General features: G+C 46.4%; 11 protein-coding genes and 1 pseudogene. 3 read left to right on the top strand and 9 right to left on the bottom strand.

The features are described 5' to 3' along the window. Nucleotides 1-493: 493 nt before the first annotated feature. Together QZ918_RS31580 and QZ918_RS31575 are read right to left on the bottom strand one after the other, a co-directional pair. Entirely contained in the window at nucleotides 494-1636 is a 1143-nt protein-coding gene (locus tag QZ918_RS31580; protein WP_293342696.1) for a sensor histidine kinase, read from the bottom strand. Between the two features lie 150 nt (nucleotides 1637-1786). Further along, complete coding sequence (locus QZ918_RS31575; RefSeq protein ID WP_293342693.1) at nucleotides 1787-4441, bottom strand: GAF domain-containing protein; 2655 nt, start codon at nucleotides 4439-4441, stop codon at nucleotides 1787-1789. A gap of 420 nt (nucleotides 4442-4861) precedes the next feature. On the opposite strand from QZ918_RS31575, the gene QZ918_RS31570 reads away from it, so the two are divergent. After that, complete coding sequence (locus QZ918_RS31570; protein ID WP_293342691.1) at nucleotides 4862-5122, top strand: hypothetical protein; 261 nt, start codon at nucleotides 4862-4864, stop codon at nucleotides 5120-5122. Between the two features lie 148 nt (nucleotides 5123-5270). Here QZ918_RS31570 and QZ918_RS31565 read toward each other — a convergent pair whose 3' ends face one another. Then, on the bottom strand, nucleotides 5271-6530 hold the full coding sequence (locus QZ918_RS31565; protein WP_293342688.1) for an RNA-guided endonuclease InsQ/TnpB family protein: 1260 nt from the start codon (nucleotides 6528-6530) through the stop codon (nucleotides 5271-5273). Between the two features lie 63 nt (nucleotides 6531-6593). Between QZ918_RS31565 and QZ918_RS31560 the strand changes: the two genes are divergently transcribed. Then, nucleotides 6594-6776, top strand: a complete 183-nt coding sequence (locus QZ918_RS31560; protein ID WP_293158080.1) for a hypothetical protein — start codon at nucleotides 6594-6596, stop codon at nucleotides 6774-6776. Between the two features lie 91 nt (nucleotides 6777-6867). On the opposite strand, the gene QZ918_RS31555 is transcribed toward QZ918_RS31560, so the two are convergent. Both QZ918_RS31555 and QZ918_RS31550 read right to left on the bottom strand, forming a co-directional pair. After that, the gene (locus QZ918_RS31555; RefSeq protein ID WP_293342685.1) at nucleotides 6868-7017 is read right to left on the bottom strand and encodes a hypothetical protein; all 150 of its coding nucleotides are present in this window, start codon (nucleotides 7015-7017) and stop codon (nucleotides 6868-6870) included. A gap of 188 nt (nucleotides 7018-7205) precedes the next feature. Beyond that, the gene (locus QZ918_RS31550; RefSeq protein ID WP_293342682.1) at nucleotides 7206-8339 is read right to left on the bottom strand and encodes a glycosyltransferase; all 1134 of its coding nucleotides are present in this window, start codon (nucleotides 8337-8339) and stop codon (nucleotides 7206-7208) included. Between QZ918_RS31550 and QZ918_RS31545 the strand changes: the two genes are divergently transcribed. Next, nucleotides 8320-8529 (top strand): hypothetical protein, encoded by a 210-nt coding sequence (locus QZ918_RS31545; RefSeq protein WP_293342679.1) that lies wholly within the window; start codon nucleotides 8320-8322, stop codon nucleotides 8527-8529. The genes QZ918_RS31550 and QZ918_RS31545 overlap by 20 nt on opposite strands. Here the strand turns inward: QZ918_RS31545 and QZ918_RS31540 are convergent. The 4 genes and pseudogenes from QZ918_RS31540 to QZ918_RS31525 form a co-directional block, all read right to left on the bottom strand. After that, nucleotides 8515-9150, bottom strand: coding sequence for a DUF4291 domain-containing protein (locus QZ918_RS31540; protein WP_293342676.1), 636 nt, complete (start codon nucleotides 9148-9150; stop codon nucleotides 8515-8517). The two genes, QZ918_RS31545 and QZ918_RS31540, sit on opposite strands and share 15 nt — an antisense overlap. Before the next feature lie 2 nt (nucleotides 9151-9152). Then, nucleotides 9153-9467, bottom strand: coding sequence for a hypothetical protein (locus tag QZ918_RS31535; protein ID WP_293342673.1), 315 nt, complete (start codon nucleotides 9465-9467; stop codon nucleotides 9153-9155). 328 nt (nucleotides 9468-9795) lie between these two features. Beyond that, on the bottom strand, nucleotides 9796-10944 hold the full coding sequence (locus QZ918_RS31530) for an NAD-dependent epimerase/dehydratase family protein (protein WP_293342670.1): 1149 nt from the start codon (nucleotides 10942-10944) through the stop codon (nucleotides 9796-9798). Between the two features lie 487 nt (nucleotides 10945-11431). Then, nucleotides 11432-11680: pseudogene (locus QZ918_RS31525) on the bottom strand (CpcT/CpeT family chromophore lyase); the annotation flags it as partial. Nucleotides 11681-12121: the final 441 nt, after the last annotated feature.

Below are 12121 nucleotides of genomic sequence, written 5' to 3'. Positions count from 1 at the left end.
GTGCGGACTTTAGTCCGAGGCAAAGAAGGACTAAAGTCCTGACTACGAACCTATTTTTCTGACTCGTGATTGACTGGTTTGTAGTGCGGACTTTAGTCCGAGGCAAAGAAGGACTAAAGTCCTGACTGCGAACCTATTTTTCTGACTCGTGATTGACTGGTTTGTAGTGCGGACTTTAGTCCGAGCCAAAGAAGGACTAAAGTCCTGACTGCGAACCTATTTTTCTGACTCGTGATTGACTGGTTTGTAGTGCGGACTTTAGTCCGAGGCAAAGAAGGACTAAAGTCCTGACTACGAACCTATTTTTCTGACTCGTGATTGACTGGTTTGTAGTGCGGACTTTAGTCCGAGGCAAAGAAGGACTAAAGTCCTGACTACGAACCTATTTTTCTGACTCGTGATTGATCTAATTTGATATGAGACAGAATAGATTTCGGGCGTGCGTCAGTGTTGAGATTGTAAATTTTGCCGGAAAAGCGCTTTCCCTATCGCTCTAACAAGGCAAGCGAATAGTAAACAAGCTGCCTTTACCCAACTCGGATTTGACCACGATCGTGCCGCGGTGAGCTTCGACTATTTGGCGGCAGAGGTGCAGTCCCAAACCTGTGCTGGATTTCTTGTGAGTTCCCGAGCCAAACCTTTCAAATAACTTCGTTTGTTCGGCGGGAGAAATGCCAGCGCCGGTGTCTTGGATTTCCATAATTACCCATGCCAGAGGTTGGTTTTTGAAGCTCGTATAAACAGGTGAATTGGCAGCTTTTAAGCGGACATCTATTGAGCCGCTGTCGGTGAATTTTATCGCATTTCCGATTAAGTTTGTCAGCAAGCGGTGCAGCTCGAGACGATCGCCCGGATACTTGGCAATCGGAGCACTTTCTGCACTTTCACTCAAGTCTAAATTCACCGACAAATTTTTAGCATCGGCTAGGGGAGCGAGTTCTTCGGCTACTTCGGTAATAAGCTGGCGCAAGTCAACCGGAGCGAAACTGAGGGATTTGCGCCCTGCTTCGTAGCGGTAGACTTCCAGCAGCATATTTACCATCGCGATCAGGTTTTTGTTACTGCGAACCATTGTCCCGAAAGCGTCGCGCATGGGGAGCGAGATTTCTCCCAAAGCTCCCTGCTGCATTAAAGTTAGCATTCGATCGGCTGCTACGAGGGGCGTCCGCAAGTCGTGAGCGAGTCTGGAGACAAAATCTTCGCGCTGGAGGGCGATCGAATTTCGTTCGTCTACGCTGTGTTTGAGCCGCAAGAGCGATCGCACCCTCGCCAGCAGTTCGTCCATTTCCACGGGTTTGCGGATAAAATCGTCTGCGCCCATGTCGAGTCCCTGGACTACACTGGCGCTGTCGTGAGCTGTGATCAGCAAAATCGGGATAAAGGGCAATTCCTTATTTTGTCGCATTCGCTGGGTGACTTCGTAACCGTCCATTCCCGGCATCATTACGTCTAGCAATACCAAATCGGGGGTTGACTTGTCGATTTGGCTTAAGGCCGAAAAGCCGTTCTCGGCCGTGCTAATTTCGTAACCTTCTTCTTCCAGGATTGTCTGCACCAACAAAACATTATCTGGTGCGTCATCTACAACCAGAATGCGATCGGCTTTTGTGGCATTCGGAACAGATAAATAGTTCATTTAATTGTCGGTATGAAAATAAATACTAACTTTAATGTGGCATCCGATTCATGTTTTCACATTTTTCCACTTCTTAACTCTGTCATAAGGAAGATCTCAAAACTTTATCCAATCTTTTTACATTTAGGCTCTCGGATATGATAGTATATGCTACTTTTTTGTCATAGTATGCACGCCGTCCCATTCGTCGGGCGGGGGTATTTCCAAATAGCTGAGGGATCGCTCGATCTGAACTTCCACAGGTCGATCGCTCGGTCGCATAGCTAAAGCCGCCTCAAAATAATTAATAGCTTGCTGAAAATTTCTAGCAATATAAGCATGGCGGCCGTTGTTGTAAAGTTCCAAAAACCTTTCGGTTTCCCCATCGAGGGGCTCGGAATTAATTTGCAGCAACTCGTAAATGCCGACCGGCTGATTTTTGCCCTTAACCCGCACCTTGTCCAACTCTCGCACCCAAATCCGTTCGCGACACAAATTGTAGGTAAATTCGCTCAAAATTATATCGCAGCCGTACTCCTTTGTAAGCTGTTCCAAGCGGGAACTCAAATTCACCGCATCCCCGATTACGGTGTAATCCATCCGCTTTTCCGAACCAATATTTCCCGAAACCACCTCTCCAGAACTAATCCCAATTCCGAAGCGAAACGGATCGGCACCTGGGCGAGAATCATTAAACTCTTTCAAGCGCCGGCGCATATCTAAAGCCGACTGCACCGCCATCCAACCGTGACTTTCCGGGGGATTGAGCGGCAGGGGCGCACCGAACACCGCCATTAAAGCATCGCCGATAAACTTGTCTAAAGTGCCTTCGTAGTGGAAAACGGCCTCCACCATCGTCTCAAAATACTGGTTCAATAGGGCCACAACTTCCGAGGCTCCCAAATTTTCGGTCAGAGTGGTGTAGCCGCGAATGTCCGAAAATAAAATAGTAACTTCTTTGCGTTCGCCCACCATCAGGGAGCCTTCGCCCAAGGCCATGATTTTATCTACGACTCCGGGAGTCATGTAGCGAGACATTGTGGTTTTCATCCGCTTTTCGCGGCTGATGTCTTCGAGTACCACTAAACCGCCGCGCGCGCCACCTTCTGGATTGATCAGCGGGTTGACAGTTAAATTCAAACTGCGTTCAATTACTTTAATTCGAGAGCCGGAGATGGGTAGGGGACAATAAGGGTGATAGAGGTCAGCATTCCGCAGCGAAAATAGAGATTGGGAATTAGCTAATTCTGCCTGGGCTACTTCCTCAGTCCAGGCGCTGTTTTCGCCCCAAGCGTAATATAAGGTGGGGTCATTGCGATCGGGCACGGCCAAAATGTAACTTTCTGCTTCTGTATCTGCTGCTGCGCTACCCAGTGTTGTTTCCACCAACAGTCCCACAGTTAAACTTTGTTCGGGAACGTAATGTCTGGCAGCATTCAGGAGACTGTCTTCGAGTCGAAATTGCAAATTATCGATCGGCACAACTTCCCAAACATAGCGATCGATCAGTTTATTTTCCCAGATCGCGAGATTGTGTTTGCTTTTATCTTGATTTACCGGACAGCCCAACAATTCCAGCGCCGCTTCGTTAATCGTGACAATTCGCCCCTGCAAATCGGTGGAAATGACTGCATCTGAAAGACTTTGCAGCATATCTTTTTGATACTGCTTTTCCACCATCACGTTCTGAAATAGTTGAGAATTTTGCAGCGCCATTCCGGCTTGGGAATTAAATGCTCGCAAAAACTCTTCGTCGGAAGTTGTGAAAGTGCCTTGAGTCTTATTAATTAGCTGAGTCACCCCAATCAGTTCACCTTTGGCGTTATGCACCGGCATACACAAGACAGTGCGAGTGCGATATCCCGTTTGCTGGTCTGTAGATGGGTCAAAGCGGGGATCGTCGTAAGCATCTGTAATATTTAGAGTTTGACCGGTCGAAGCCACGTAGCCTGCAATTCCTTTGTTAGCAGGAATGCGGACTTCCATCATCGTTTTGCCGTCGGCCTTGGCGAGTTTTGTCCAAAGTTCGTTGGTTTCCGGATTTAATAAAAATAGCGTGCTGCGATCGGCTTGCATCAAGTCCCGAGCTTGATCCATGACAGAGCGCAAAGTTGTTTCCAAGTCAAGACTTTGACCCAACGTCGTGGTAGCTCTCAAAAGTGCGGCCACCCCTCGCTGGTTGCGGGCCACGACGTAGAAAGATTGACAGCTTTCGAGAATAATCCCGATCGAATCTGCAAAAGCCTGGAACTGCTGTTCGTCTTCCTCGGTAAAGGGGGCATTGCCAGCTTTGTTTAACAGTCTCACCACCGCTACGGGTTCGTGCTGGCTCTTGCTGCTAAAAATCGGCATACAGAGGATGGTTTCAACCCGGTAGTTCGGCGGTTCGTCTACTTCGACATTAAAATGCTCGTGTTCTCTACCATGCAAAACATTGAGCGATTTTCCAGTAGTTGCTACGTAGCCTAAAATGCCTGCATCCATCGGCAAGCGAATTTCTATATCTTCGCCCGTGAGTCCATCGACTGTTTTGTGCCACAGTTGATTTTTGTTGGCATCTACCAAAAAAATTGTTGTCCGGTCTGCTTGCAAAATTTGACCAATTTTGACAGTGAAGGCATCTAACAGTTGCTCTAAGAGAGTTTCGAGTGCTTCATTGTTAATCAGGTCCATTGCCCGGATAAATTGCTGAAATTCAGCCGTTACAAAGTCCAGCAGGCACACTAATTCAGTAACTGGCAAGCTCTTAACACGGGAGGTCAATGCCCCCATAAAATTGACTTGAGTCAGTGTAGCCAGAACGCTACCAGCATTGGAGAATGTCATGATTAACTGCTTGCTCAGAGGGGTAGATTGACCGCCTGGTCGATCGGTGCTAGATGCTTCGGTGCAAACTGTTTAAGTTGTTTGCTTTTCAACTCAGCATTCGATTGTCGCTTTGAGGAATAATGGGTTCATTGTTTGGCGGATGAAAGTTCAGCTTGCTTGTTACAGATCCTCGATCTTTTTTTGTTACAACCTGGATACTGATGAGGGTTCGCCAGTTAAAGTTGAACTTGACTTGTGAACCCTGCCAGTCTGAAAATTAGGTAGCAGGCTGTCGATCGCGGGCAATGTAGATTTGACACTCTGTGCTCGGCTGCTGCGCGGTGTAAATGTTTTAGCGCGATCGGCGACCGGTATTTTGTCTGTTGGAGGGCGCTACTCTCCCCACCCGCGAAGCATTCCAAAGCTACTCATGGTTTAATGGTAAACGCAACAGATACATTTCACCCGCCACAAGCTGCTAATCAACCTCTACTGTGTATAGCACAGCCTGGGGAGCTTACCAGAAAGAATTGGTTGAAAGCCCGCCCGCCCGATCGGGAGAAATTACGATCGGACTATTCATTACTCCAATCCTCGGACTTAAGGGTAGAGGCCGCTCTCAAACTGTCAACTGTCAACTGTCAACTGTCAACTGTTGAAGTCCACCCTGGATGCGGAGGTATCTCTCAAAGCCTTTAACACAATGTTAAAAGCGCTATTGAAATGTGGATGTCTCCACATTTGTGTATCTACACCAACGTCACCAACGATCGACATATCCATAGATGGTTGATGCTTCAACGCTTGTTTAAAAGGGTATGCAGTTCATCTTTCCGTTCTGAAAAAATTACCCAGAGCTACCCAAATCTAGACTTAACTGGAGATGAGTAATTTTGGTGTTAACTTCCTGTTTCACAGTAGCGACAACATGGCTATTGTCGGGTTTGTCTACTCCGCAGGCTGACGCGGTGGAACTCACCGCCATATCCGAACGTTCTGGAATAAAAATTCCATCAAACCAACGTTCTATGTTTCTCGCCGCATTTAACTCTCTGTCTTGAACATTGCCGCAATCAGGACAGACGTAGACACGATTCTTTAAGGGCATTTTCTGTCGATGTTTGATACAGTGGGAGCAAATCTGCGAACTAGGAAATAATCTATCTACGACTGTTAGTTTAGATAAAAACTTAATCGTTTTGTATTCTAATTGCCGCTTAAATTCGTACATCCCACAATCAGAAATCGCTCCGGCTAATTTGTGATTCTTCAAAAACGCTTTAATATTCAAGTCCTCAATCTTAATCTCGCTGTGGTTTTTGGCAAGATAATTAGTCAGCTTGTGTATGGCGTCTTTTCGGATATTTGCTACTTTAGCATAGAGTTTGCTCAGTTTCTCGATCGATTTAGCACGATTAATAGAGCCTTTGACTTTACGACTTACGTCCCGCTGTTTTCGCTTGATATTTTTGCTCATCCGTCGGTAAGCTTTGGGATTCGCAAAGACTTTGCCGTCGGAGCAGACAGCAAGTTCTTTAATCCCGATATCAACACCAACAACCGGACGACTTGTTGCAACTTCTGGCAATTCAACTTCGTATTTGATGGCAATAAACCACCTATTGGCGGTGCGACTAATTACGCAATTGTGAACTGCTGTCAGCGGCAATGGTTCGGCAAGTTTTACCCATCCGATCGATGGCAATTTGACTCGCTTGCCATCGTTATTAATTCCTGGCTTTGCTTTGGTTCCTGATTCTAGGTAAAAGGAATCTTTTTGTCCCTTTTTCTTGAATCTCGGTTGCTTTGATGTTTTTTTGAAACACCTTTCCCAGGCTTGACACAAGTCTCCTAATGCTTTTTGTGGGACATTTTTATTGGTTTCATAGTACCAGTTATTTACTGATTTTACTTCGGCAACCAACCGTTTGTGCAAGTCAATGGCTGATGGTATTTTGAGTGTTTTGTCGAATTCGCGTTGTTTGAGCAAATCTTGAATCAGGGCGTTCCCCCAGTTGTAACTGTGTCTGGCAACGCCTGATGCTTTTTTGAAAGCTGTAATTTGCTTGTTGTTCGGGATTAATGCGCTTCGGAAACTTAAAAGCATTGATTCGACCTTTCAATGTTTGGTACAAGTGGATTAACCTACCTACATATGCAGGTGGTGTTAATGCCTTTTCAAGCACACACATACGGCGCTCTCAAACGACTTGCGGAACCAACAGACAAGGCGGTTATTGCGTTTAGGGGGTATGAAGGACAGAAAGAGAAACTCAAAGCTATCCCCGATCGGCAAGAAAGGCTGAGATTGTTTGTTGACCAATTAATTGGGGAAGAGGGACAAACTGGGTAGTTTTGGGTAGACATGGGTAGAAATTAACTTTCAGTCCACAACTCTGATATTTTACCGTGTTTTGTTAAGACATTCCACCAACTCAACTACTTTACCAATACAGCAGGATAGCTACGGCGATCCGATCGCCAAAAAAGTTCGATCGATCTTTGAGGACATCCCTCCTCGCTAGAAACTGCCTCGGGACGGAACCTAAGCTGTTGGTAATGTTTGGCCTACATTCGGCACCCTCAACTGTCACAATCGGTTTTTACTTATTTTTATCGACCAATTAAGTAATAAATTATACTTTTCTACCGTATGTTGGCCGATATAAATTGGAAAAAAGCATAATTTATCACTTGAAAAAGCGATTTTTCTGAGTAATTATACTGTGTGACACCATAAGGTGCCGAATGTAGGGTTTAAAAGCGCGACAGCTTGTGAAATTTAAGCAGCAGAGGCCATGGACTGGGCAAATACGACCGATCGATAGTAGCCTCGTAGTTGGTTAGTCGCCGCCGCCCAACCCCAGCGTTCGGCTTCAGAGCGAGCGTTTTGGCGGAGGGTTTCCCGTTCTTCGGGATTCGCAAACAGGCGCTGGGTGGCAGCCACTGCTCCGGCTTCATCGGCGGGGTCAAATAAATAGCCGTTAACACCGTCTGTCACAATATCGGGAATTCCGCCACTGCGAGCCGCCACTACGGGCGTCCCCGCAGCCATAGCTTCGAGGAGCACTAAGCCCAAGGTTTCGGTACGGGAGGGAAAAATGAAGGCATCAGCAGATGCGTAAGCAGAAGCCAATTCTTGCCCCTTGAGGTAGCCAACAAAATTTGTGGGGGTGCCGGCAAAATATTGTTCGAGGGTTTGGCGGTGCGGGCCGTCTCCCACTAGGGCGAGGCGGGCGCCGGGAATGGCGGCGAGGACTGGTTTGATGGATTCGATTTCTTTTTCGGCACCGAGGCGGCCGACGTAGAGGAGTAAGGGGCTATCTGGGTTATTTTCAGAAAGGCGCGATCGCATTTCTCGACTCTTCAATTCGGGGACAAACATTTCCGTATCTACACCGCGCTGCCATAAGTCTACTCGCTCAATGCCATGAGTTCTCAACTCATCCACCATTGCTGTAGAAGTGCACAGATTTAATTCAGCTTGATTGTGCGCCCCTTTGAGCAATTCCCACAGCAATGGTTCGAGCATTCCAAAACCGTAATGGTGTAAATATTTCGGTAAATGGGTGTGGTAAGAAGCCAAAATTGGAATATTGAACTTTTTGCCGTAATATATCCCGCCCAATCCCAAAATAGCGGGATTGACAACATGAATAAGATCCGGTTGAAACTTCTGTAATTGTTGACCTATAGCCGGACTGGGCAGTGCCATTTTCAGTTCCGGGTACATCGGCAAAGGCAAACCCTCAACACCGTAAACTCGGGCACCTTTGTATTCTGTAATTCCGTAATCTGGAGAAAATATCAGAACTTGTTCGCCCGATCGCTGCAAGTGATCTACAGTGTGGATTAGGCGCGTGACAATGCCATCAATTTTTGGCCAAAATGTTTCAGTGAACAGAGCAATTTTCATAAAAAGAAGGAAGAAGGAAGAAGGAAGAAGGAAGAAGGAAGAGGGAAGAGGGAAGAGGGAAGAGGGAAGAGGGAAGAGGGAAGAGGGAAGAGGGAAGAAGGAAGAAGTCAACCCCCCCTTGCCCCCCAATGGGGGAAATTCAGGAAGAAGGAAGAAGGATTTAGTTATTCTTATATTATTGGGAAATTGATAATCCCAGTCTTTGGCAAAGGTCGGGGTCGATAACAGGGTACACTGTCTCGGAGGGAGTGAGTAATTCCAGGTGAGATCCTTGGCGCTGTTGGTGTACGAATGCGGAAATATCCTCGATATCAACAATCCATTCTCGTGCGTAACTAGCTAAAACATTGCCACGCAAACCGAGTTGAATTGCGCGCCGTTCCAGTTTTGCACCGCTGGGATGGTGGTCTGGGTCCCATTGCAGCCGCACATCCGAACTTTTCACAGCTTGTCGCCATACTTTTTCACTTCCATACACTTCGGGAACGAACTTAGAATAGACAGCGGATGCTAAAATTTCATCAAAAGCCGATCGCAAAATCCGAACAGCCAGAGTCACTTCTTGACCCGATTTTGTCCCCCATCCCGATCGATACATCATCCATAGAAAGTTCGGTTTAATCCAACTCATGCGATTCAGGCTGAATTCACCGCCAAAATAACCATGTTCCGCTGCAAAAAGACCGATCGCCGGACGGTAAGCTTGATAAACTACAACAGTATTTTCGTCAAATTGTGCCAGAATATGACGACCAGTTTTCGGCCAATTACTTACCTGATTTAAATAAGGTTCTGTCAGCAGTTTTACCACAACTAATTCCCATCGATAGTTTTTGGGGGTAACATACAAATTCCGTGAATTCCCATTGAGAAAATTATCCCACCTAAAAGCAATCCCACACCTTCAGCCAAGCAGTTGATTCGGTGAATTTCCTGGGCGGTTCTGGCAATTGAAATTTGGGTTGCGGTGGCAGATGGGGATTCACTAACTCGGCGATAATTTTGATAACTCGCCGTTAGTGTAGCCCATTCTGGTACTAAATAATAAGCACAAACTGCACTAGCTGAAAATCCCGGTAAAACAACTAAAAGCAACAGGATGAGAATTCGACTTTTTACGGTATTCATTGCCAAACAATTTAGTAGTCAAGACCCGATGCCTTTTTTTATTAACCGCAGAGGACACAGAGGACACAGAGAAAGAGATTGAAAGATATAGTGAAATTTATTCAGTACGGATTCTGTAGGGGCAATTCATTCTGTAGGGGCAATTCATGAATTGCCCCTACTGAATAGATTGCGGGCAATTCATGAATTGCCCCTACCTTTCGGAGGAAAATCATACTCCAAATCAGCAATGCCATTTTCCCTTTCTTATCTTTCATCTTACTTCGTGACCTTAGCGCCTTCGCGGTTCGTCAAAAAAATCCCTATCCCGGCAAATAAAACCCAGAGATTACCGCCAAGAAACCTTGGGTAAAATCTGATTTTTATCGACACGATGCTGATATTTTGTGGCAAAATTCAGCAGAGAATCGAGCAGCGAATCTGATAGTAAGTGCGGTTGCAAGCCGAGGTCTAAGAGACTGGTATTTTTGGCATTAAAATAGTGTTCTTCTTTTTCAACTCTGGGATTTTCTAGGTGATTGATTTCCACCTTTAATCCCATTGCAATACCTGCTTTTTGCACCAATCCGGCCAAGTCGCCGACGCTGAATTGTTCGGTGAATTGGTTGAAGACTCGGAATTGTCCAGCTTCGGCGGGGTTGGCGATCGCCAATTCGACGCATCTTACGGTATCCCGAATGTCCAGGAAGGTGCGGGTTTGTCCGCCAGTTCCATAAACTGTCAAAGGATGCCCGATCGCAGCTTGAATGCAAAATCTGTTCAATGCTGTGCCGAATACTCCGTCGTAGTCTAAACGGTTGATCAACAGTTCGTCCATGCCTGTTTCTTCGGTGAGTACGCCATAGACGACGCCCTGGTTTAAGTCAGTGGCTCTTAAACCCCAGGTTTTGCAGGCAAAATGGATATTGTGGGAATCGTGGACTTTGCTTAAGTGATAAAAACTTCCAGGCTGTTTGGGATAGGGTAGTGTATCTTTGCGGCCGTTGTGTTCGATCGTGAGATAGCCTTCTTCGATGTCGATATTCGGGGTGCCATATTCGCCCATTGTTCCCAATTTGACTAGGTGACAGTCGGGGAAATCTTCGCGAATGGCGTACAGCAGATTTAGTGTCCCAACTACATTATTGACTTGGGTGAGGACTGCGTGTTCGCGATCGATCATTGAAAAAGGTGCCGAACGCTGTTCGCCGAAATGGACTACAGCATCCGGTGCAAATTTTCTCATACTTTTGCTGAGAAAATCATAGTTGGTGATGTCACCGACGAACAGGTCGATCGACTTGCCCGTTAAATCTTGCCACCGCTGGAGTCGTTGCTGAATCGGTGCAATGGGAGTGAGGGTGTCGCTGCACAGTTCCAGATCCCAGTGCCGCCGTACAAAGCTGTCGAGGATGCCAACTTCGTGACCTTTGTTTGAAAGGTAAAGTGCGGTTGCCCAACCGCAATAGCCATCGCCACCAATAACCAGGACTTTCATAAAAAATATTCGGTAAGTGGGAAACTCAGAGTCTTTAGACCTGAGAGGAAAACGACGCGGGGGAATGAGAGTCCCCGTCAATCCCCTTGCGGGGTTGGAGGGGTATGGTTGCCCCTCCATGAAAGAGGCATAATTGCCTTAGTCTCCCTTGCGGGGTAATGTTCGTGCAGACCTGGTTATAAAGGCTTGTTAGACCTGCGACACTGTTGAGCGTGACTTTCAAACTGTTTAATCGCAGATGACAGAGCCCAAAACTGGCGTCGCATTCGCCGGTGTCGTGACCTAAATAACATCTCCTCGCCATCAAGGGGTCTGGTCAGAACAGCTTGCAATTTCTTACAAGCGAGCGTGGCACTTAGCCCTGAGTTCCTGACAAAACAACGGTGAATCTTGGTTGCTAACACTGGGTTAATGTACCAGGTATTGGTGCATTCTGAACCTTAAATCAACTGGGTTGTTTCCCAAATCCCAACTCGATTTTTTTCTATTAAACCTGAATTTCATCGGCAAAGCTAGCCCAGCGGGTAAATTCAAAGGGGCCGGCCTGGGCTCCCCAGACGTGGGCGTCGGTTTCTGGGTCACGCCCGCGATCGTGATTGGTGAATTTGTCTCGATCGATCTCGAATTCGCTGTCTAGACAGGTGTTTTTGCCCTTTCTGACCACCATGCAGCCTTTTCAGGATTCAACGCGACCTTTGAAGCTGCTGTCCGTCCAGTGCGTAATGATATCAAATCCGGTAGCATCGGAATTATTAGTTAGTTGCCGAAATTACGAGACGGCTTGGCCTTAGTCCCTACAATTAATCGGGTAGGCACTAAGGCCAAGCCGTCTCCTCTATATCATGGGGAGGTAGAAGTGGCTGACGCACCCTACAAATGGGACTGATTAGTTGATGTCTGAAATTTTTCGCTTGGTGATAAATTATTGTTTAAAATATCGATCGACTTTATTGAATCTATTTTTTATAAAAGTTGCGAGTGCAATACTCCGGACAGTTTTGGAACAGGGATGCACAAGCGAGCAGAGACAAAAAGTCTCTGGAATTTTCATCGAAAATGCAAAAAAAAGGCACTTTTTACGTTAAGCTCAAAAAACACACGAACTTAAAAAAATGCCTGATGAATATTCTAGAATCTATTTTACAACAAATGTCAGGGATTAGTCAATCCCAAAAAA

It is taken from the genome of Microcoleus sp. CAWBG58 (genome assembly GCF_020883045.1).
In the GTDB taxonomy this organism is placed as follows: domain Bacteria; phylum Cyanobacteriota; class Cyanobacteriia; order Cyanobacteriales; family Microcoleaceae; genus Microcoleus.
This window is presented reverse-complemented; position numbering and strand designations above follow the sequence as displayed.

What these genes read in the sequence shown, in the direction of transcription:
- QZ918_RS31580 (WP_293342696.1), bottom strand. Translation starts at nt 1,636, where the DNA reads ATGAACTATTTATCTGTTCCGAATGCCACAAAAGCCGATCGCATTCTG.
- QZ918_RS31575 (WP_293342693.1), bottom strand. Translation starts at nt 4,441, where the DNA reads ATGACATTCTCCAATGCTGGTAGCGTTCTGGCTACACTGACTCAAGTC.
- QZ918_RS31570 (WP_293342691.1), top strand. Translation starts at nt 4,862, where the DNA reads ATGGTAAACGCAACAGATACATTTCACCCGCCACAAGCTGCTAATCAA.
- QZ918_RS31565 (WP_293342688.1), bottom strand. Translation starts at nt 6,530, where the DNA reads ATGCTTTTAAGTTTCCGAAGCGCATTAATCCCGAACAACAAGCAAATT.
- QZ918_RS31560 (WP_293158080.1), top strand. Translation starts at nt 6,594, where the DNA reads ATGCCTTTTCAAGCACACACATACGGCGCTCTCAAACGACTTGCGGAA.
- QZ918_RS31550 (WP_293342682.1), bottom strand. Translation starts at nt 8,339, where the DNA reads ATGAAAATTGCTCTGTTCACTGAAACATTTTGGCCAAAAATTGATGGC.
- QZ918_RS31535 (WP_293342673.1), bottom strand. Translation starts at nt 9,467, where the DNA reads ATGAATACCGTAAAAAGTCGAATTCTCATCCTGTTGCTTTTAGTTGTT.
- QZ918_RS31530 (WP_293342670.1), bottom strand. Translation starts at nt 10,944, where the DNA reads ATGAAAGTCCTGGTTATTGGTGGCGATGGCTATTGCGGTTGGGCAACC.